The organism is Microbacterium sp. A93 (assembly GCF_051842835.1).
Window position 1 is genome coordinate 247,631 of the sequence record NZ_JBPXMT010000011.1, and the last position, 21,252, is coordinate 268,882.

Annotated in this window: 20 protein-coding genes; 14 read left to right on the forward strand and 6 right to left on the reverse strand. The window is 63.4% G+C overall.

Annotation, left to right across the window (positions count from 1 at the left end):
• The first annotated feature begins 74 nt into the window (after positions 1-74).
• From ACSU1G_RS25925 to ACSU1G_RS25955, 7 genes are all read left to right on the forward strand, one after another.
• A complete protein-coding gene (locus tag ACSU1G_RS25925; protein ID WP_439283049.1) occupies positions 75-440 on the forward strand; it encodes a VOC family protein in 366 nt (121 codons plus the stop codon).
• A 101-nt stretch (positions 441-541) separates the two neighbouring features.
• A complete protein-coding gene (locus tag ACSU1G_RS25930) occupies positions 542-1,042 on the forward strand; it encodes a PaaI family thioesterase (RefSeq protein WP_439283051.1) in 501 nt (166 codons plus the stop codon).
• 81 nt (positions 1,043-1,123) lie between these two features.
• Positions 1,124-1,804, forward strand: a complete 681-nt coding sequence (locus tag ACSU1G_RS25935) for a GntR family transcriptional regulator (protein ID WP_439283053.1) — start codon at positions 1,124-1,126, stop codon at positions 1,802-1,804.
• A gap of 8 nt (positions 1,805-1,812) precedes the next feature.
• On the forward strand, positions 1,813-3,330 hold the full coding sequence (locus ACSU1G_RS25940; protein ID WP_439283054.1) for an MmgE/PrpD family protein: 1,518 nt from the start codon (positions 1,813-1,815) through the stop codon (positions 3,328-3,330).
• Positions 3,331-3,454: 124 nt separating this feature from the next.
• On the forward strand, positions 3,455-4,357 hold the full coding sequence (gene prpB / locus ACSU1G_RS25945; protein ID WP_439283056.1) for a methylisocitrate lyase: 903 nt from the start codon (positions 3,455-3,457) through the stop codon (positions 4,355-4,357).
• 3 nt (positions 4,358-4,360) lie between these two features.
• Positions 4,361-5,551, forward strand: coding sequence for a bifunctional 2-methylcitrate synthase/citrate synthase (locus ACSU1G_RS25950; protein WP_439283058.1), 1,191 nt, complete (start codon positions 4,361-4,363; stop codon positions 5,549-5,551).
• Complete coding sequence (locus ACSU1G_RS25955; protein ID WP_439283060.1) at positions 5,551-6,735, forward strand: thiolase family protein; 1,185 nt, start codon at positions 5,551-5,553, stop codon at positions 6,733-6,735. Before ACSU1G_RS25950 ends, ACSU1G_RS25955 begins: the two co-directional genes overlap by 1 nt.
• A 335-nt stretch (positions 6,736-7,070) precedes the next feature.
• Here the strand turns inward: ACSU1G_RS25955 and ACSU1G_RS25960 are convergent, their stop codons facing one another.
• A complete protein-coding gene (locus ACSU1G_RS25960; RefSeq protein ID WP_439283062.1) occupies positions 7,071-7,802 on the reverse strand; it encodes an SDR family oxidoreductase in 732 nt (243 codons plus the stop codon).
• 34 nt (positions 7,803-7,836) lie between these two features.
• Positions 7,837-8,616, reverse strand: a complete 780-nt coding sequence (locus ACSU1G_RS25965; RefSeq protein WP_439283064.1) for an SDR family NAD(P)-dependent oxidoreductase — start codon at positions 8,614-8,616, stop codon at positions 7,837-7,839.
• 110 nt (positions 8,617-8,726) lie between these two features.
• On the opposite strand from ACSU1G_RS25965, the gene ACSU1G_RS25970 reads away from it, so the two are divergent.
• Genes ACSU1G_RS25970 through ACSU1G_RS25990 form a run of 5 tightly spaced genes read left to right on the forward strand, consistent with a single transcriptional unit; the run spans position 8,727 to position 14,441 of the window.
• Positions 8,727-9,788, forward strand: a complete 1,062-nt coding sequence (locus ACSU1G_RS25970) for a CaiB/BaiF CoA transferase family protein (protein ID WP_439283066.1) — start codon at positions 8,727-8,729, stop codon at positions 9,786-9,788.
• A gap of 14 nt (positions 9,789-9,802) precedes the next feature.
• Entirely contained in the window at positions 9,803-10,978 is a 1,176-nt protein-coding gene (locus ACSU1G_RS25975; RefSeq protein WP_439283068.1) for a thiolase family protein, read from the forward strand.
• A gap of 4 nt (positions 10,979-10,982) precedes the next feature.
• On the forward strand, positions 10,983-11,951 hold the full coding sequence (locus ACSU1G_RS25980) for a zinc-binding dehydrogenase (protein WP_439283070.1): 969 nt from the start codon (positions 10,983-10,985) through the stop codon (positions 11,949-11,951).
• Between the two features lie 46 nt (positions 11,952-11,997).
• Positions 11,998-13,161, forward strand: a complete 1,164-nt coding sequence (locus tag ACSU1G_RS25985; protein WP_439283072.1) for an acyl-CoA dehydrogenase family protein — start codon at positions 11,998-12,000, stop codon at positions 13,159-13,161.
• A 47-nt stretch (positions 13,162-13,208) separates the two neighbouring features.
• Positions 13,209-14,441, forward strand: coding sequence for an MFS transporter (locus ACSU1G_RS25990; protein WP_439283074.1), 1,233 nt, complete (start codon positions 13,209-13,211; stop codon positions 14,439-14,441).
• A gap of 45 nt (positions 14,442-14,486) precedes the next feature.
• Here ACSU1G_RS25990 and ACSU1G_RS25995 read toward each other — a convergent pair whose 3' ends face one another.
• On the reverse strand, positions 14,487-16,121 hold the full coding sequence (locus ACSU1G_RS25995; protein WP_439283076.1) for a class I adenylate-forming enzyme family protein: 1,635 nt from the start codon (positions 16,119-16,121) through the stop codon (positions 14,487-14,489).
• A 252-nt stretch (positions 16,122-16,373) separates the two neighbouring features.
• On the opposite strand from ACSU1G_RS25995, the gene ACSU1G_RS26000 reads away from it, so the two are divergent.
• The gene (locus ACSU1G_RS26000; protein ID WP_439283078.1) at positions 16,374-17,009 is read left to right on the forward strand and encodes a TetR/AcrR family transcriptional regulator; all 636 of its coding nucleotides are present in this window, start codon (positions 16,374-16,376) and stop codon (positions 17,007-17,009) included.
• An 18-nt stretch (positions 17,010-17,027) separates the two neighbouring features.
• On the opposite strand, the gene ACSU1G_RS26005 is transcribed toward ACSU1G_RS26000, so the two are convergent.
• Genes ACSU1G_RS26005 through ACSU1G_RS26015 form a run of 3 tightly spaced genes read right to left on the reverse strand, consistent with a single transcriptional unit; the run spans position 17,028 to position 19,802 of the window.
• A complete protein-coding gene (locus tag ACSU1G_RS26005; protein ID WP_439283080.1) occupies positions 17,028-18,248 on the reverse strand; it encodes an NAD(P)/FAD-dependent oxidoreductase in 1,221 nt (406 codons plus the stop codon).
• 1 nt (position 18,249) lies between these two features.
• A complete protein-coding gene (locus tag ACSU1G_RS26010) occupies positions 18,250-18,570 on the reverse strand; it encodes a 2Fe-2S iron-sulfur cluster-binding protein (protein ID WP_439283082.1) in 321 nt (106 codons plus the stop codon).
• Positions 18,567-19,802, reverse strand: coding sequence for a cytochrome P450 (locus ACSU1G_RS26015; protein ID WP_439283084.1), 1,236 nt, complete (start codon positions 19,800-19,802; stop codon positions 18,567-18,569). Before ACSU1G_RS26015 ends, ACSU1G_RS26010 begins: the two co-directional genes overlap by 4 nt.
• Before the next feature lie 277 nt (positions 19,803-20,079).
• Between ACSU1G_RS26015 and ACSU1G_RS26020 the strand changes: the two genes are divergently transcribed.
• A complete protein-coding gene (locus ACSU1G_RS26020) occupies positions 20,080-21,240 on the forward strand; it encodes an ABC transporter substrate-binding protein (protein ID WP_439283086.1) in 1,161 nt (386 codons plus the stop codon).
• The last annotated feature ends 12 nt before the right edge of the window (positions 21,241-21,252 follow it).

Below are 21,252 nucleotides of genomic sequence, written 5' to 3' on the forward strand. Positions count from 1 at the left end.
CGGCGGTCCGTCGGACGAGACTGGCCGCACCGGTGTCCGATCGGGCCCGGCGAGAGGTCAGAGAGGACAGGGAAATGGCTCACGGAGACATCACGCACATCGACATTCCAGTGACCGATATGGCGCGGGCGCAGGAGTTCTATTCGCGTTTGTTCGGGTGGAACATCGCCGAGATTCCGGGCTTCGAGGGGTACCCGATGTGGCAGGCGCCGAACAAGATCAGCGGAGGAGGGCTGGCGCCGCGCAGTGCTGACTTCGATCAGCCGCGCTCGTACGTCGAGGTCGATTCGATCGATGAGACCGTCGCCGCGGCCGTGGATGCCGGCGCGACCCTCGCGATGGCGAAGCAGCCGATCAGCGAGACGAGCTGGTGGGCCGTGATCGTCGATCCTGATGGCAACTCGATCGGGCTGTATGAAGGTGTGACTGACGCCGGATGATCATCCGGAGGCTGAAAGCGCTCGGCCCGCGCAGCACGGGCTTCGATTCTCGGCTAGCGTCGAGAAACGCAGTCAACAGTGCGCGAATCGAGGAGCAGAACATGGCCGAGCACGAGACCGTGGTCCGCTGGCACGACACGGATGCCGGGATGGCGGCGCTGCCGCAACTCGATGGAATCGAGTACCTGCGCCGGATGCAGCGGGGCGAGCTCCCCGGTGCGCCGATCGCCGCCCACATCGCCATGGAGCTGCAGGAAGTGGATGTCGGCACCGTGACATTCGTCGCACGCCCGGACGAGTCGCACTACAACCCGATTGGCGCCGTGCACGGCGGGTTCGTCTGCACGCTGCTCGACTCGGCACTCGGATGCGCCGCGCACACCCTGCTGCCCGCGGGGACCGGGTACACCTCGATCGAGATCAAGGTGAACTATCTGCGTCCGGTCATGAAGGGGAGTGGTCCGCTGACCTGCGTCGGTCGCGTCACCAAGCCCGGCTGGCGGGTGAGTTTCGCCGAGGGGGAGGTCCTCGATGCGCAAGGGCGCGTGGTGGCGACGGCATCCGGATCATTGCTCGTGTTTCCCCTGGAGGGCGAGGGCTGACCTGCGGGTATCTGTATACGTTCCAGGGTGACAGGATAACCAAACCGGCCCTTCGGCGCCTTTTATGTATACACTAGCCATGTGAGCACCGTAGTCGAGCGAACCAGAGCGAGCGATCGCGCCTATGCGACGTTGCTGGAGGAGATCCAGTCCGGCGATCTCGCCCCCGGCACCGTTCTCGCCGAGGTCGAGCAGGCCGCACGTCTCGGCGTGAGCCGCACCCCGCTGCGCGAAGCGCTGCAGCAGCTCAGCGCTGACGGGCTCGTCGAGCAGCAGTCGCCGCGCGTCACCGTCGTCACCGATATCGATGCCGACGACATTCGCGCGCTGTTCGAGATTCGGCGCGCGCTGGAAGAATCCGCTGCGCGCCTCGCCGCTGCACGCGGCAATGCGGAGCTGTTCGCGAGCCTGGCATCCGAATTCGCCGCTGCCGGAGCATCCCTCGCCGCCTCGACCGGCCGCGATGACTACTACGCGCTCATCGCCCGCTTCGACCGCGCCGTCGATGCCGCTGTCGACAACGACTACATCGCCGCGGCGCTGCGCACCGTGCGTACGCACCTCGTGCGTGTGCGCCGACTGTCGCGCGACAACCCGACCAGGCTCATCGCCTCGGTCGCCGAGCACCAGCTCATCGCCGAGGCGCTCGCCGAACGTGACGGCGATCTCGCCGCTCACGCCACACACGTGCATCTGCGGAACGCTCTCACCAGCATCCTCGAATCCCTACCCTCCGACAACCCACTTGCGACTGAAAGCTGAGCACAGCCATGACCGTCAACCACCACGTCCGCGTCTACAAGAGCGAAGAAGATCTGCCCCGCGAGAACCAGCTGGCCTGGAAGATCGCCGAAGTCGCGACCGATGCCGTCGAGGTCGAGCAGGCCGTCGTCGACATGATCATCAACCGTGTCATCGACAACGCCTCTGTCGCCGCGGCATCCCTCACCCGCGGTCCGATCAAGGCCGCCCGCGATCAGGCGTTCAGCCATCCGGTCTCCACTGGCGGCAACGGCGCGACCGTGTTCGGTGCCCCGCTCGAGGAGCGCACCAGTCCCGAGTGGGCGGCATGGGCCAACGGCGTCGCCGTGCGTGAGCTCGACTACCACGACACGTTCCTCGCAGCGGACTACTCGCACCCCGGCGACAACATCCCGCCCATCCTTGCGGTCGCCCAGCACGTCGGTTCCGACGGGCGTGCGCTCGTGCGCGGTCTCGCTACGGGTTACGAAATCCAGGTCGACCTGGTGAAGGCGATCTGCCTGCACAAGCACAAGATCGACCACGTTGCCCACCTCGGCCCGTCGGCTGCGGCCGGCATCGGAACCCTCCTCGGCCTTGATGCCGAGACCATCTACCAGGCGGTCAGTCAGGCGCTGCACACCACCACCGCTACGCGGCAGAGCCGCAAGGGCGAGATCTCGACGTGGAAGGCGCACGCCCCGGCCTTCGCGGGCAAGATGGCCGTCGAGGCCGTCGACCGTGCCATGCGCGGACAGACCAGCCCTTCGCCGATCTACGAAGGTGAAGACGGCGTCATCGCCTGGATGCTGGATGGCCCGGATGCTGCGTACGAGGTGCCGCTGCCCGCAGCGGGCGAGGGCAAGCGCGCGATCCTCGACACGTACACGAAGGAGCACTCGGCTGAGTACCAGGCGCAGGCCTGGATCGACCTGGCGCGCAAGCTTCACGGCGAGGGCATCGACACGACGGCGATCGAATCCGTCGTGCTGCACACGAGCCACCACACGCACTACGTGATCGGCTCCGGCGCGAACGACCCGCAGAAGTACGACCCGACCGCCTCGCGCGAGACGCTCGACCACTCGATTCCGTACATCTTTACCGTCGCGCTGCAGGACGGCACGTGGCACCACGTCGACTCGTACGCTCCTGAGCGGGCATCGCGGGCCGACACGGTCGCACTGTGGAACAAGGTGACGACGCTCGAGGATGCCGAGTGGACGCGCCGCTACCACTCCAACGACATCGCGGAGAAGGCCTTCGGCGGACGCGTGGAGATCACGCTGACCGACGGCTCTGTCGTTGTGGATGAGATCGCGGTCGCGGATGCTCACCCGCTGGGTGCGCGGCCGTTCGCCCGTGACAACTACATCGCCAAGTTCCGTCTGCTCGCCGAGCCGGTTCTTGAAGCGGCTGAGATCGAGCGATTCCTTGAGCTGGTGCAGAGGCTTCCTGAGCTCACTGCGGCAGAGGTTGCGGAGCTCTCAATCATCGCGAAGCCGGGTGTGGTGGAGGCCGAGCCGACCACCAAGGGGCTGTTCTGATGCGTACCGCGTGCACAACTTCGGATGCCGCGGCCGACACGCCGCGCTCTGCGCGTGTGCCTCGGCGTTTCGTATCTGAGATCCGAAGTTGTGCTCGCGAGTCGAGCCGAAGAGGAGGGTTCTGATGCTGTACTCCCACACCACTCCCGCTGAGAAGCGGCGGCTGTTCCGCGAGCGTCTCGCCTCCGGTGAGCTGCTGCGGTTCCCCGGCGCGTTCAACCCGCTGAGCGCCAGGCTGATCGAGCAGAAGGGGTTCGAGGGCGTCTATATCTCGGGCGCTGTGCTCGCCGCCGATCTCGGCCTGCCCGACATCGGACTCACGACGCTCACCGAGGTCGCTGCCCGTGGTGAGCAGATCGCGCGGATGACTGACCTTCCCGCGATCATCGACGCTGACACCGGCTTCGGCGAGCCGATGAATGTGGCTCGCACGATCCAGGAGCTAGAGAATGCCGGTCTCGCCGGTGCTCATATCGAAGATCAGATCAACCCGAAACGCTGCGGTCACCTCGACGGCAAGGCCGTGGTCGATCTCGGTACTGCGGCGAAGCGCATCCGTGCCGCCGTCGATGCGCGGCGTGACGAGAACTTCCTCATCATGGCGCGCACCGACATCGCCGCAGTTGACGGTCTGGAGGCGGCGAAGGATCGCGCGAAGGCACTGGTGGATGCCGGAGCCGACGCGATCTTCCCCGAGGCGATGCGCTCGCTGGAGGAGTTCGCGGCGATCCGTGCGGCAGTCGATGTGCCGATCCTGGCGAACATGACCGAGTTCGGCAAGAGTGACCTGTTCTCGGTCGACCAGCTGCGGGATGTCGGTGTGAATATCGTCATCTGGCCGGTGTCGATGCTACGCATCGCGATGGGCGCGACCGGTCGTGCACTCGATACGCTGATCGAGGAAGGACATCTCACGAGCAAGCTCGGCGAGATGCAGCACCGCGCCGACCTCTATGACCTGATCGATTACGAGTCGTACAACCACTTCGACTCGGGCGTCTTCAACTTCACCATCACGAAGGAGTGAGCAATGGCTGACAACGACATCAAGAAGGGCCTGGCAGGGGTCGTCGCTGACGAGACTGCCGTCAGCAAGGTCAACCCCGAGACGAACAGCCTGCTGTATCGCGGTTACCCGGTGCAGGAGCTGGCGGCGACCCAGTCGTTCGAAGCTGTTGCCTACCTGCTGTGGCACGGCGAGCTGCCCACTTCCTCTGAGCTGGCGGATTTCCGGGCCACCGAGCGTGCGAATCGCGCGCTGTCGCCCGCCGTCAAGGAAGCGATCGATCGCCTGCCGATCGACTCGCATCCGATGGACGAGGTGCGCACCGCGGTCAGCGTGATCGGCGCGATCGAGACGGCGGGCATCAGCAACGTTCTGGATGCCGTCGGCACTCCCGAGGAGAACCTCGAGCGCAGCCTGAAGCTGTTTGCGGTGCTCCCGGCGATCGTGTCGTACGGCCAGCGTCGTCGGCGCGGGCTTGAGATCGTCGAATCGCGGGACGACCTCGACTACGCCGCGAACTTCCTGTGGCTGACCTTCGGCGAAGAGCCGGATGCCGTCGTCGTCGATGCGTTCAACCGCTCGATGATTCTGTACGCGGAGCACTCCTTCAACGCATCCACGTTCACCGCTCGCGTCATCACCTCCACTCTCAGCGACCTGTATTCGGCTGTCGTCGGCGCGATCGGTGCGCTGAAGGGCCCGCTGCACGGTGGAGCGAACGAAGCCGTGATGCACATCTTCGATGAGATCGGATCTGCATCCGAGGTCTCTGGATGGTTGGATACCGCGCTGGCGGAGAAGCGCAAGATCATGGGCTTCGGCCACCGCGTGTACAAGCGCGGCGACTCGCGCGTGCCGACGATGAAAGTGGCGCTCGACACTCTGGTCGCGCACTACGACCGTCCGGATGTCGCCGAGCTGTACGACACTCTCGAGAGCGAGTTCGTCTCGCGCAAGGGCATTTATCCGAACCTCGACTACCCGTCGGGTCCGGCGTACAACCTCATCGGCTACGACACGCTGACGTTCACGCCGCTGTTCATCGCGGCGCGCATCACCGGTTGGACCGCGCACATTCTCGAGCAGCAGGCGTCGAACGCGCTGATCCGACCGCTGTCCTCGTACAACGGTCCGGATGAGCGTCACATCGAGGAGTACGTGCCGGACACCGCGGCGATCGACGTGTTGGAGCGGGCTGAAGAGGCGGCGGGGTGATGGCTGCCTCTCGCGAGAAGATCGCGATCGTCGCCGGGGCACGGACCCCGGTCGGTCGCTTCGGCGGGGCGTTCAAAGACACTCCGGCACATGAGCTGGGCGCTGCGGCGACGGTTGAGGCGCTGCGGCGCTCGGGTATCTCGGGTGATCGCGTCGGCGAGGTCGTGATCGGCAACATCGGTCAGGTTGCGGGGGATGCCTATATCTCGCGTCGGATCGCTTTGTCGGCAGGCCTCGACGTGAACACTCCCGCATTCACCGTGAACCGGTTGTGCGGCTCTGGTCTGCAGGCGATCTGGTCAGCGGCGCAGGAGCTGCTGTGGGGTGGCATCGCCGTCGCCGTCGCCGGTGGTGCCGAGAACATGACGCGGATGCCGTTCTACGACTTCAACGCGCGGTTCAACGACCGGCTCGGGCATCGCTCGCTGCTGGATGGCACGATTGCGATGCTCACGGATCCGTTCACCGAGAAGCACATGGGCACGACGGCAGAGAACGTCGCATCGCGTTTCGGTGTGACGCGGGAAGAGCAGGATGCTTTCGCGCTCGAGTCGCAGCGACGTGCGGCGACTTCCGAGGCGCAGGTGGCTTTTGTCGAAGAGATCGTTTCGGTGACCACCTCAGGGCGTAAGCCCGTTGAGGTGTCTCGTGACGAACATCCGCGACCTGAGACGACGCTGGAAACTCTGGCCGGATTGCCTGCGGCGTTCGCCAAGGATGGCACGGTGACTGCTGGCAACGCGTCGGGTATCAATGACGGTGGTGCAGCGACAGTGCTGATGCGCGAGGCGGATGCTCGTGCCGAGGGTGCACCGGTGCTGGCCACGATCGAGGCTGTGACAACGGCCGCGCTTGAGCCCGAGATCATGGGCTACGCGCCGACGCTGGCGTTGAAGAAGCTCTTCAAGCAGACGGGGCTCACGCCCGCCGACATCGACACGGTCGAATTAAATGAGGCGTTCGCATCTCAGGCGCTGGCTGTCATTCGCGATGCGGGGCTCGACCCGGCTCGCGTGAATCCGTATGGAGGAGCGATCGCACTCGGGCACCCGGTCGGGGCGACCGGAGCGATTCTCACTGTGCGTGCTGCGTTGACGCTGCAGCGTACGGGTGGCGAGTACGCGATCGTGACGATGTGCATCGGCGGCGGGCAGGCGCTGGCGGCGCTGCTGAAGCGAGGGTGATCAGTCCGATCCCGTGTTGATCTCGCGTGTGCCACGAACAGTCACAGACAGGAGTAAAGCGGCCAGGAACACGAAGATGGCACCCGCGTCTGCGAAGCTCGTGCAGGCGGGGGTCAACGGGGCGGCTGAGGGCTCTGCTCAAAGCGTTTCGGAGGGCCGTCGCGAGGCTGAACGTTCTGCGACCCAAGGCCGCGGGTAGCTAGGGCGATCAGTTGACCGGGCGCTTCGACTGGCTCAGTGGTCAGATTTCGAAATCTTCGCCATGGAGGATCGTCAGTACTACGAGCGGAAAGGTGAAGTGAAGGGTGGTAACTGTTGCTGACGCACTCCGAAGATCACATCGAGATACCTCCATCCACTGGGAGAACGGCACCGGTGATGAAGCCCGACTCCTCAGCGGCTAGGAATTCGATCGCTCCAGCGATCTCAGCGGGAGCCGCGAACCGTGCGATCGGTCCCGTTAGTTCGGGAATACGCTCCTCGGGAATCGAAGCGGTCATTCGAGTCGCCGCCTGAGGTGAAATCGCGTTGACGGTGATCCCGAAGCCGGCGAGCTCCTTGGCCGCGGTCTTGGTGAATCCGATGATTCCAGCCTTCGCCGTCGCGTAGTTGGCCTGACCGAGGTTGCCGTGCAAACCCGTGAACGAGGTGACGTTGATGATGCGGCCGTAGCCCTGGGCCCGCATCGTCGAAACGACGGCGCGACTGAAGCGGAATGTACCACCGGCATGGACGGCCAGAACGGACTCCCAATCCTCGTCAGTGAGCTTCCACAACATACGGTCGCGGAGGATGCCGGCGTTGTTGATGAGAATGTCCACGCGACCGGTGTGCTCGAGTGCCGTCTGGATGACGCGCTCGGCATCTTCGGTTCGACTGACATCGGCCTGTACGGCGATCCCGCCGACGTCCGTGGCTGCTTCGGTGAGCACGTCTGCGTCGAAGTCGGCCATGACGACATCAGCGCCGGCCAGCGCGAATGCGCGGCTAACCTCTAAGCCGATTCCTCGCGCGGCGCCGGTGACGATGACGGTGCGTCCGCTGAAGTTGAACGTGAGGTTTGCCATGGTGTGCCTTTCGATCGTGATGGTCGTAATGGGCTCAGGCGGCTGACCAGCCGCCGTCGCTGGGCAGAACGACGCCGTTGATATTGGCGCCCTCATCGCTCAGGAGGAACGTGATCGGAGTGGCGAGCACATCTGCGTCCACACCCGAAGGGATGATCGGGTACGAGGCGCGGACACGCTGTCTGCCCAGTTCTGATCCCCACGTGGTCTGGATGTTCGTACGCACGGGGCCGGGCGCGACTGCATTCACTCGGATGCCGCTGGGGCCATACATGTAGGCGCTACTGACAGTGAGGCCGATCACTGCATGTTTGGAAGCCGTGTACGCGACACCCGCTGCCGATCCTCGCAGAGACGCTTCCGATGCCACATTCACCACCGACCCTCTGCCCTGTTCGACCATGCGCGGGACGACTGCACGCATCAGCATCATCGGAGCGTCCACATTCACAGCGAAGACACGTTCCCACACGGCATCCGATACCTCGCCGACCGGGGTCATGTCGTCCATGACTCCCGCGACGTTCGCGAGTGCGTCGATCCGATCGCCTGCGGCGCTGACCACGCGAGCGATCTCGGCGGCATCTGTGATGTCGGCGGCAACGGTGATCAGCTCGCCGCCAGCGGCTTCTGCGACAAGGTCGGACAGGCGTTCCGCGGCGATGTCGACGGCGACCACACGGCCGCCTTCCTGGGCAACGCGCAGTGCCGTCGCCCGACCTATTCCGGAACCGGCGCCGGTGACGATCACAGTCTGATCCGTGAAGCGGGCTAATTTGATGAACGGGTCTTGAGAGCGGGGACGATCGGACATGCCATCTCCTCTTCTGGCGGGACGACGATGTCCTGCGCGGGGTTGATCCGTAATAAATCTACCGTATGATCGGTAGAAGATTCTCGCAATGAACATCAGGAGGTCAACGGATGACCCTCGTTAATTGGCGTCCTCTCGACGGCGTCACCGTCGTGGATTTCACGCGCATGGCGCCCGGTGGGACGGGGACGCTGCTGTTGGCGGACCTGGGCGCAACCGTCCACAAGATCGAACACCCGACCGGTGGAGACGACACACGTCATCTCAAGCCGAAGGTCGGCGCAGATTCATCAGCACAGCACCAGTACATGGACCGCGGCAAGCACTCGGTGCGCGCGGATCTCAAGCAGCAAGCAGATCTCGCCCTGGTGCGATCGCTCGTTGCAGACGCGGATGCCGTAATCGAGAGCTTCCGACCCGGAGTGGCAGCGCGCCTCGGCATCGGCTTCCATGACCTCGCCGCGATCAACCCCTCGCTGGTCTACGTTTCTTTGTCGGGTTACGGACAGAGCGGTCCGCGCGCTGCGACGGCCGGGCATGACCTCAACTTCGTTGGATACGCGGGCCTATTAGGCGAGACCGTCCCGCGAGTCTTACAAGCGGATGTGACCGGCGGAATCCTCGCCGCTCTGGCGATCGTCTCTGGTGTCGCACGCGCACGCCAGGACGGAACGCCCGCACATGTCGATCTCTCACTCGCCGATGCCGCCCTCGCGCTCGGCGGTATGCAGGTGGTGGAGGCACTCGCCGCACGCTCTCTCGACGTCGAAGTGGAGACCCCTCTCAACGGTCAGTCGCCCTGTTATCAGATCTACCGTTGCGCAGATGGTCGTTCATTGGCCGTCGCTGCGATCGAGCCGAAGTTCTGGCAGCGTACCCTCCAGTTGCTGGGCCGCGAAGAATGGCTGGTGCGACAGCATGACCCCACGCTGATCTCAGAGTTCGGCGCAGTCATTGCCACCGAACCGCAGGCGCACTGGGTGGAAATCCTGGTGGAAGATGACACGTGTGTGAGCCCCGTGCTCGACCCGCAGGATGTGAGCTCTGATTCCCACATCCTCGAGCGCGGTGCGCTATGCGAATACGACTCTGTGGCCGGGCCTCTCTGGCAAGTCGCATCGCCGTTCCGAAATCTCGCCACGATCCCGGCCGCTGTCGGCCATTCAAACTGACTGAAGGAGTCCCCATGCGTGAAGCTGTCATCGTTGAAGCAGTCCGCACCCCTGTTGGGCGCAAGAACGGCCCGCTCTCGCGGGTGCATCCGGTCGATCTGGCCGCAGCCACTCTCACTGCGCTCGCCGAGCGCTCTGGCATCGATCCGAGCCTGGTAGATGATGTCATCTGGGGCTGTGTTAGTCAGGTCGGCGAACAGTCGATGAACGTCGGCCGTTATGCGGTGCTCGCCGCTGGGTGGCCGGAGAGCGTCCCCGCAACTACCGTCGACCGCCAGTGCGGTTCCTCGCAGCAGACGGTGATGTTCGCAGCAGCCGGTGTCATGGCCGGCCACTACGACATTGTGGTCGCCGGAGGTGTTGAGTCGATGAGTCGTGTGCCGATGTTCTCTTCTGTCGCGAACGGACCCGGAGACCCAGGCAACGCTGTCGGAATCAGCGACCGCTACGGGGACACGCTTGTGCCACAGGGCGTGGGGGCGGAGATGATCGCCGAGCAGTGGAACCTTAGCCGTGAGGACCTCGATGCGATCGCCGTGCGATCGCATCAGCGTGCGGCTGCCGCCATCGCCGACGGTCGTCATGAGGGGCACATCATCCCGATCACCGTTCCTGCCGATGACGAGAACGAGGAAGAGGTCTTTTCCGTCGACTCGGGGATTCGTCCCGGCACGACGATGGAGATCCTCGCGGGGCTGTCGGCTCCGTTCCGAGAGAACGGTCGCATCACCGCAGGCAACGCCTCTCAAATCTCCGACGGTGCTGCTGCCCTGCTCATCATGACTCCCGAGAGAGCAGAAGAGCTGGGGCTGACGCCCATCGTCAAGATCATCCACTCTGCCGTTGTCGGTGTTGACCCCATCACCATGCTGACCGGACCAATTCCTGCGACCCGCAAGGTGCTCGAGCGTTCGGGGATTCCTCTTTCGGAGATCGGTGCATTCGAGGTCAACGAGGCATTCTCGTCCGTCCTCGGAGCGTGGCAGAAAGAGATCGGACCGGATCCCGATCTCGTCAACCCCAACGGAGGCGCGATCGCCATCGGCCACCCACTGGGCGGTTCGGGTGCGCGGATCATGGCAGACCTCGTCCACCACATGCGGCGCAATGACATCACCTACGGCCTGCAGACGATCTGTGAAGGCGGCGGCATGGCCAACGCCACGATCTTTGAACTGTGGAAGGCATGAAGAGATGATGAAACGTGCTGTCGCGACCGAGATCTCGACTGACCCCGCATCCGTTATCTCGGTCATCGATTCCCCGATTCCCGATCCCGCGCCCGGATTCGTGCTCGTCAACGTGCGAGCCGCGTCACTCAACCAGCATGACCTCTGGTCGATCAAGGGGGTCGGCACGACCGCCGAGCAGTTTCCTTTGGGCATCGGTTCCGACGTCGCCGGCGTGACTGAAGAGGGGCGCGAGGTCATCGTGCACTCGCTGATAAGCCCTGCGCCTTCCGGCCCGGGCGGTGAGCTGCTCGATCCGCGTCGGAGCATGTTCGCCGAGGCCAGCACCGGTGGCGCAGCGGAATGGGTGCTTGTTCCCGAACGAAACCTCATCGATAAGCCGGCCGAGCTCGATTTCGTCTCGGCCGCCGCACTGCCCACCGCGTGGCTGACGGCATATCGCATGCTGTTCACCGCCGGGAGTGTGCGCCCCGGCGATACTCTCCTAGTGCAGGGGGCGGGTGGAGGAGTCGCCACGGCGCTGATCTCGCTTGCTGCGGCAGCCGGCATCCGCGTCTGGGTTACGGGACGTAATGAGGCACGCTTGGCACGTGCCCGCGAACTGGGCGCACACGCGACATTCGAATCTGGAACACGCCTACCCGAGCGGGTGGACGTCGTGCTGGAGACGGTGGGCGAGGCGACGTTCGAACACTCGCTCCGTTCGGTGCGGCCAGGTGGACGAGTCGTCGTTGCCGGCGCGACGACGGGCAACCGTGTGAACGTTGACCTCAACCGGATCTTTCTGAATCATGTGTCCATCGTCGGGACATCGCTGGGTGAGATCGAAGATCTCCGTGCCCTGGTCCGCTTCGTCACCTACGCCGGTATCCACCCGCTCATCGATTCGACATTCGCGCTCGACGATGCTGCGGCAGCTGTCGCCCGCTTGGCCGACGGCGAAGCGATCGGAAAAGTCGTCATCACACCCTGACCTCTCATTGGCCGGGCTGACAACACAATCAAGAAGGAGTAAAGCAGTGGATTTTAACCTCACCGAGGAGCAAGAAGACTTCCGCGGATTCGTGCGCGAGTGGGTCGACAAGGAAGCTCCCAAGTCAGCCGCGCTGGAATGGGAAAAGAACGAGCATGAGTTCCCGTTCGAGCTCTGGGACAAATTCAGTGCAGCAGGCTTCCACGGGATCGGGATCCCGGAGGAATACGGCGGCCAGGGTGGCGACATCGTCACGCAGATGATCCTCGCTCGCGAGCTGTCGCGTAACCTCGCCGGTCTTACCTGGGTCTGGGGCATCACTTCCTTCGCCGGGGGTAAGTCGGTGGGCCTGTATGGCTCGGAGGAGCAGAAGCAGAAGTACATCCCGCGGATCTGCTCGGGCGAGGACAAGTGGGCAATCGGATTCACCGAGCCCGGCGGCGGCACCGACGTGCTCGGGGCGATGCGCACGGTCGCCAAGAAGGTCGATGGCGGTTGGGTGATCAACGGACAAAAGACGTGGAGTTCCATGTCGCACGTCGCCGATTACATCCTGTTGCTCGCCCGTACCGACGAGAACGTCGAGAAGCGCCATCAGGGGCTGACACTATTCATTCTGCCCACGAAGTCTGACGGGATCACCATTCGTGAGATCCCGAAGCTGGGAATGCGTTCGCTGGGCTCATGCGATGTCTTCCTCGACGACGTATTCGTTCCCGATGAGAACGTGCTGGGAGAACCGAACAACGCCTGGCGTCAGGTGATCCCCACGCTGAACAACGAACGAGTCATGCTCGCGTCGTTCTGTGTCGGCATCCTCGACGGCGTACTCGAGGACGCCCTGCGCTACATGAACGAGCGCGAGGCGTTCGGCGGCAAGATCGGTCGGTTCCAGGCTCTGCAGCACCACGTCGCCAACATCGCCATGTGGCGCGATCAGTCCGAGCTCATGGTGTTCAAGGCGGCGTGGCTGCAGTCGCGTGGCGAACCTGCCGGGCAGGCGTCGAACATGGCGAAGGTGGTCGCGTCAGAACTCGCGGGGCAGGGTGCAGACCTCGGCCTGCAGATCCTCGGCGGAATGGGGTATTCGGCGGAGACCAACATGCAGCGGTACTGGCGTGACGTGCGCCTCTTCCGCATTGGTCCGATCACGAACGAGATGGCACGCAACACGATCGCAGAAGGCCTCGGTCTGCCTCGATCCTTCTAAATCGAGCACAGAGCACCGCCATGAGCCCCCGCAGCAGAGGTACCCTTTTGGCCGCTACTGCGGCATTTCTGGGCATCCTGTTCGTGGGGCTCTCTCTGCGTACGGTGATCACTTCCATCTCCCCGCTGTTGGAGGTGATTTCGGCGGAGGTGCCGCTGGATGGGGTCACACTGGGCATCATTGCAGCGGCACCGACGTTGGCGTACGCGCTGAGCGGGGTGATCACCCCGCTCATCGGGCGCCGTGTCGGGCTTGAGCGAACCATCATGCTCGTTCTTCTTGTCATGATCGCCGGGCATGCGGTGCGGGCGGTGTCTGTAGAGCCGGCAGGTCTTCTGATCGCAACTGTGGTGACACTGTTTGCATCGGGAGTCGGCAATGTGTTAATCCCGCCACTCATCAAGCGACACTTTCCGGAACGGATTGGCGTCGTCACAGCGGTCTACGTGGCAAGCCTCGCAATCAGCAGCGCTGTTCCCGCACTGGTGGCCGTTCCGCTGGCCGAGCTCATCGGCTGGCGTGCTTCATTGGGAGTGTGGTGCGTAGCAACGGTCGTCGCGCTGCTGCCGTGGATCATCGAAGCCCGCGTCTCGCGGACTCGACGTGATGCGGGGGACGCATTTGCGGAGCCGGGTCTAGCGCGGGGTGGTGGCTCCGTGCATCCCGGCGGGCGGATGGCCTCGAGTTGGATCGCCTGGTCCCTGGTTGGGCTGTTCGCGATGTGCTCGTTCGGCGGGTTTGCGATGCTCGCGTGGATGCCGACGATCCTCGTCGAGACAGCAGGACTCGATCCGGCGGCTGCTGGCTCGCTGTTGTCTCTGTTCGCCGTCTGCGGGTTTCCGATCGCCATCCTCGTGCCGCCGATCGTTGACCGGATAGCTGCGGCCATCATTCCCATCATCGTGATCGGAATGCTCAGTTTCGTGGTCGGGTACTCCGGGCTCCTCCTTGCTCCGAGTGCAGCACCGGTGCTGTGGGTGCTCGCCCTCGGCGTGGGCTCGCTGCCCTACCCGCTCGCATTCACCCTCATTGGGCTGCGCACGCGGTCGGCGGCGATGGCACTGCGGTTGAGCGGGTTCGTTCAGGCGGTTGGTTACGTCCTCGCCGCAATTGGACCCTTCACCGTGGGGATCCTCTACGAACTCACGGGAACGTGGTCGCTGCCGCTGGCCTTCCTCATGGTTGCGGTGCTGTTGGCGGTTCCTGCGGTCTTCGTTCTGGGCAGACCAGGGTTCGTCGAGGACGAAATCGTCGCGCGAACGGGTCGACTTCGCCGTTGAAGCGGATGTCGACTGGGGCGGGTAGACCCGCTCAGCCCCGCCCGCTCACGACAGGTACTGCTCCTTGAGCTTGAACTTCTGAATTTTGGTGCCCGCGTTCATCGGCCATTCGGTCACGATGTGCACCTCGCGGGGCACCTTGAATTTCGCCAGACCCTTGGCGGCAAAATCGATGATCTCCTGCGGATCGACGTCATGGCCTGGGCGCAACTCGACGAACGCCACGGGAACCTCGTCGTATTTGTCGTCGGGCTTGCCGACGGCGGCGGCGACGGCGACAGCCGGGTGGGACATCAGATATGCCTCGATCTCGATGCAGGCGACATTTTCGCCACCGACCTTGAGCATGTCCTTGACTCGACCCAGGAAGGTCAGGTAGCCGCGCTCATCGACGCTGCCGCTGTCGCCGGAGTTTAGCCAGCCTTCATCATCGAAGGCCTCAGCGGTCTTCTCCGCGTCGTTGTGATAGTTCGTGAAGAGGTTGAATCCGCGGAACCAGAGTTCACCGCCGACACCAGGGCCGACAGGCTCGCCGGTCTCGAGATCCCGCACCTGCATCTCGACGCCGTCGAGGGGGAAGCCGGCAGTGGAGCGCTCTTCAGCGGAATCATCAAGGCGCCCCATCACTGCGATGCCACCCAACTCGGTGGAGCCGTAGCAGCTGATCTGCTTCGTCCCGTTCGGGAACTGCTCGGCGTACTTGCGCAGCAGTTCTGCGGGGCCGACGGTGAGAACTGCGCGGACCTTCGAGAACGCCGCCTCCACATCGTCAGCGTTGTTCAGGAGCGGCTGGGTCAATGCCGGGTACGCGGGGAAGAGTACAGTGGCACCCTCGTTGCGGATGAGATCCAGCGCTCGCCCGGGATCGAAGTAGACCATCGATATATACGTCGCGCCGGCGTCAAGGACTCCGGTCATCGGCGCCTGTGAGCTGACGTGGAAGAACGGCAGCGCGTTCCACAGCTTGTCTTCCGGCGTGAGGCCGAACCGCTCCCGACCGACCTGATAGCCGGTCGCGACGATCGAGCGGTGGGGGAGTCGGCATCCCTTCGGGTTAGCTGTCGTTCCGGACGTGTAAAGCATCATGTACGTGGACTCGGGATCGGTCTCGAGTGCAGCGTCGAGCACGGTCTCGGCGAGGACACTTGCCGCGTGGGCGAGGAAGCTCTCGGCTGTGCCGAAGCCGGTTGCCTCACTAGTGCCGAAGAGATAAGCACCCAGAAGAGCAGGAGCTTCCGGAGTCGTGCCGGCGACGCCCATACCGGCGTCGGCCAGACCCGGGAGCGCCTCATGGAAACGCTCGACCAGGTCGACATGCTCACGGGCGATGTCGTTGATGAGCAGTACGCGCACACCCGAGTCCTGGATGACATAGGCAGACTCTCGAGGAGCCAGACGTGTGTTCATCGGCACGGCAACAGCCCCTGCCAGCGTGCTGCCGAAGAGCGCATGGATCAGATCGATGGAGTTGTGCATGGCGACGCCCACGTGATCGCCGGGGCGGATGCCGAGGCCGACGAGCGCGCGTGCGAACTCCAGCGAGCGGTCGAAAAGCTCCTGGTAGGTTTCGTGGATGATATCGCTGCCGGTGTCGAAGACGAAGGCATCTCGATCGGCAAACTTCTCCACGCCCCGGAACAGGAGCGCGGGAACCGTGTTGTGATGTGTAGGGGTGTGCACGGTCTCAACGACTCCTTAGTTTTCACTTCTTCGTGGTGTACTCAGGGGAACAAAAGCTCTTACAACCATACGGTTGTTAGAAACAAATCTCAAGGGTCGACCTACCTCAGTTTCCGTGAACGTGTGGCGTGAGAATGTTTCTGCCATAGCCAGGCACAGCCGGCGTCGGAATCAGCGCCGATGCAGATCATAATGTCTTCGCTCTAGTGAGCTGACCGGTTCGATCGCGCCCACGACCGGTAGCTTGGATGTATGACCAATCAGGACGTCACAGCTCCGCCGGCGAGCGCGCGCAAGACGTCGCGTCCGATCTCTCGCAAGTCCGGGGACGAGCGCTGGGAGGAGTTGCTTGACGTCTCGGCACGAATGTTCGCTCGACACGGCTATGCAGCGACTTCGCTGCAGCAGATCGCTGATGAGCTGGGCATCCTCAAAGGCAGCATCTACTACTACATCAAGTCAAAAGGCGACCTGCTGTACGAGGTGATCCGAAGTGTCTACTGGGACGGCTTCGAACGGTTCCAAAGCTACAGTCAGGAGTCCGGGACCGGTCTGGAACTGCTCGCCAGAGCAATCGAGGGGCATGCGGTTTTCCTCGTGGAGCATCTCACGGCCACAACTGTCTACCTGCACGAATTCGAGCGTCTCGAACCAGCTCGACGTGAGCAGCTGACTGAGTACGATTATCACCAGCTGGTCCGTGACCTCATCCGGCGGGGGCAGGCAGATGGGAGCGTTCGAGGTGACGTTGACCCGTCGATCGCGGCCCTGGCGATTCTCGGTTCGACCAACTGGATCTACCGGTGGTACCGCGCAGGATCGAAGTCTCCGGAGGAGATCGGGAGCGAGTTCGCGAAAATATTTGTCACCGGCCTGGCAACAGGCTGAGCTTCAGGCCGCGACCGATCAGGCCGACCGAGCTAGCGCCGCGAGATCGAAATCCTGGTCCTGTGCCTGTTCGGGCGTGATACACGGGCCATGTGTCAGCAGGGAGCGCGCGGCGATATGGTCAGCGGGTTTCGAGAATGATTCGGCACCCAGCAGTCCTCCGTCGTTGAACGCGAAGATGCTGAATCGACCGCTGTCACTGTCACCGCGCACCACGTAGCGATCTGCTCCCGCGACCAAGCCAGCAATCTGGAGTTTCACGCCGGCCTGCTCGGTCCAGAACCACGGTGCCGTGATGTACGGCGTCGTCTGTCCGGTCAGGCCCGCGGCAACCGACCGTGCTTGATCGGTTGCGTTCTGCACGGATTCCAGCCGGATGTCGCGTCCGCCGTAAGGAAATGCTGCGACATCGCCGATCGCCGAGACCGACGGGTTCATCGTGCGCAGGAACTCATTGACGCGAATGGCGCGCAGCGACGTGTCGCAGAGGTCGGCGCCGGCTGGTGCGATGTTTGCCGCGGAGCCCACGCTGACGAGGACGAGATCGGACGGCAGCAGCTCTCCTGAGCTCAGCCGCACTGCGGTGACCCTGCCCGCGGCGCCGACGATCGCGTCGACTGAAACGGCTGTTCGCACCGTTACTCCGAGGCCGCGATGCTTCTCGACGAGAACATCGGATGCGACTGCGGTCAGGGTTCGCGCCATCGTGCGCGCCGCTGTCTCCAGAACAGTGACCTCGAGCCCTGCTTTGCGAGCAGTGGATGCGACTTCCATTCCGATGAGGCCGCCGCCGATGACGGTCAGCTTCGCGCCGCTTTGCATCGCAGCACGGAGGCATTCGGCATCGTCGACGGTCGAAAGTTGGAACACGCCGCCAAGCTTCGCCCCGCTGCCCGGCCACGGGCGGGGCGCAGAGCCTGTGGCGATCACAAGGTGGTCGTAATCCAGCTTGCGCCCATGCGAGAGTTCGAGGCGCTTCCGGCTGTTGTCGATGCCGACGGCCGACTCGCCGAGTGCAAGCTCGATGTCGAGCTTCTCGTAGAACGACATGGGCCGGAACGCGAGCGATTCACGATCGAGGTCTCCACTGAGAAGTGCTTTCGACAACGGCGGGCGCCGATAAGGCCGTTCGATGCTGGCATCTACGAGCGTTATGGCGCCGTCGTACTCGCGATCCCGGAGCGCTTCGGCTGTGGTGGTTCCGGCCTGGCCTGCGCCAACGATGACGACAGAGCGCATGTCAGACCTGGGCCTCGGGGAGTCGGACGCGTGCGTGCAGTATCGATTCGTCCATGATGAGCTGGCAGGAGAGCCGAGAGCACTCATCCACGGGTGACGCCGCGAGTTCGAGCATGTCGCGTTCGTCCTGGGTCTGCTCGGGCAGTTGTCCCGCCACTGATTCGACATAGACGTGGCACGTTGCGCACATGAGCTGGCCACCGCATTCACCGACGATGCCTCGTACGCCGCTGGACACCGCCGCCTGCATGATGCTGGTGCTCGCAGGAACAACAAGTACCGTCTCGGTGCCGTCGGCTGCCAAGTACTCGACGCGGCTCATGCTGTTGTCTCCCTCGAGTCGTACTCGACGTGGAGTGCTGTGACCGCTCGTGCGGCGATGAGTGGTTTCCAGCAGATGTTATCGGTGACGCGGAGGCCGGGGAGCCGTTCGAAGATCTTCGGCAGCGCGATGCGCGCTTCGATTCGGGCGAGCTGCGCCCCCAAACAGGCGTGTGCACCGCGGCCGAACGCGATATGTGACGGCTGGGTCGGCCTGCGGATGTCGAACGTGTCGGCGTTCTCGAAGATGCTCTCGTCCCGATTGGCTGAATGCAGTACGAGGTAAGCGCGGTCGCCCGCGTTCAGAGTCTTGCCGCCACGCTCGTGGCTCTCCGCGACCCAGCGCACGATGACCTTGATCGGCGCCTCGTAGCGGAGCACCTCTTCGATGGCGGTGTTGATGAGCGACGGCTCGGTGAGTAGCTGCCCGCGCACATGGGGCTCGCGTTCGAGTATGACGAGGAAGTTGCACAGCAGGTTCGTCGTGGTCTCGTGTCCGGCGAAGAGGATGAGCGTGCACATCGAGAGAAGCTCCGCCTCTGTGAGCACGTCACCGTCCGCAGTCGGAGTCATGAGGGCTGAGATCATGTCGTCGCGAGGGTCGGTTTTGCGCTTGTCGATGAGATCTCGCAGGTAGTCCTGCATCTCGCCGACGCTTGTGAGCGCGCGTGTGTAGCGATCGGGCGCGGCCTTGTCTCCGGCGCTGAACGCGACCAGCGCGAGCTCATCCGACCATTTTCGAAACAACGGACCGTCGCTGGCCGGTGCCCCCATCATGCGTGCGACGACAGTGGCGGGCAGTGGGCTGGCGATTCCCTCGATGAAGTCGGTGCTGCCGGAAGCGATGAAATCATCGATCAACTCGTCGACGAGTTGACTCATCCACTCCGCCATCCGGGCGATCTGCTGACCGCGGAAGGCGTTGTTTGCGAGCTTCCGCAACCGTGTGTGCACCGGTGCATCGGTCACCGAGAGCCAGTCACCCATGACCTCGAGCATGGGTCCGAGGCGCTCGCGGCGCTCCGGGGGCAGGATCTCGAGCAGAGGACGGATGCGGTCGGACGAGAGTCTCGGGTCCATGAATCCGTCGACGACGTCGTCGTATCGTGTCAGCAGCCAGGCCCGTTGCGCGGCGTCCCAGTGCACGGGATCGTGTGCTCGCAGATCTGCCCAATAGGAGTTCGAGTCCTCGATCAGTTCGGGGGAGAGAATGTCTTTGCTTTCGACGGACATGTGGGTTCCTTATCGTGTTACCTTCACGGCATCCACAGAGTACCCGCCAAACGATCGTTTGTCGACTATCGATAATTCGATCGGATGGCAGGATCCGATGATTTTCTTCGGGATGATGTTTGACTTTTCCCACCCGGGGCCCGAGACTCTTCTATATAACAACCAGTTGTTAGATTTATTGAAGAGTTCTGACGCGTGGACGTCCCGATCTGCTCGTCACTCGCATGGATCTTGTCGACCCAGTGAACAGCGAACCCCCATACAAGAGGAGAGTGCAATGAGGCACACAATCAAGGCAATCGCGATCGCAGCACCGCTTGCGCTCGTTCTCGCCGCATGCAGCGCGACGTCCGACGGATCCGCAGAGGGAACGGGCGACGCTCCCGCTGATGTGAGCGAGGTGACACTATCGTTCCTGGGTGATATTTCCGGGGCTGCAGCATTCTGCGGCAGTGAGGCTCAGACCGGTTTCGAGGTTGCCATCGACTGGGTCAATGAGAATGACTTCGCTGGTGGTGTCACCCTCAACCCGGACATCCGCGACACGCAGACCGACCCGAAAGTCGCTGCGACCGAAGTTCAGTCGATCGTCTCGAGCGACTCAGTGGGGGCCGTGATCGGCTGCGCCTCGGGTGTTTCGCAGGCTACCGCTGCGGCAGCGCAGAGTCTCAGCTTGCCGATCGTGGCCATGCAGTCCGGCAGCGAAGCCGTGATCGAGGCGGGCGATCACATCTTCCGCACCACAGCACCGCAGTCGACGTACCACTTCCGTCAAGCGGAGTACTACATCGAGCAGGGCATCGAGTCCGTCGCACTCGTTACCCAGTCCGACGTTCCGACACTTGTCGAGGTCGCCGAAACCATTTACCCGCCAGTCTTCGAAGAAGCCGGCGTCGAGATCGTCTCGAATGAGAGCTTCTTGGGTACTGACACGGACTTCACCGCTCTTGCCTCGAAGGTCGTCGGTGCCAAGCCTGATCTGGTCCTCCTGCTCGGCCAGGGAACTCCGAACGTGACCGTCTCGACCGCGATTCTGAACCAGGGCTATGACGGTTTCGTCGGCGGCTCGGCGGGCTTCGCTAATGGGGTTCTCGAGCCGTTGGGAGCGAGCGCGGACGGCTTCACCTGGCCCACGGACTTCAGCGTGGATGGACCGGCTGAGTCGACTCAGGAGTTCGTCAGTTACTACGAGGAGCAGACCGGCGAAGCCCCCGGAGCGTTCGCAGCTGAGACCTGGGATGCTGTTCTGCTATTCGCCGCTGGAATCGCTAATGCCACCGACCCCAGTGACCGCGCGTCTGTGCTCGAGGGCATCAATCAGGCCGCTGATGCTGGCTTCGACGGTGCGGTCGGACCGATCAGCTTCGAAGACCGTGACGCCCGCATCGATGGCATTCTCGTCGAGTGGCGAGACGGTGCAGTCAACGTCTTAGGCTAGCTAACCCCGCGG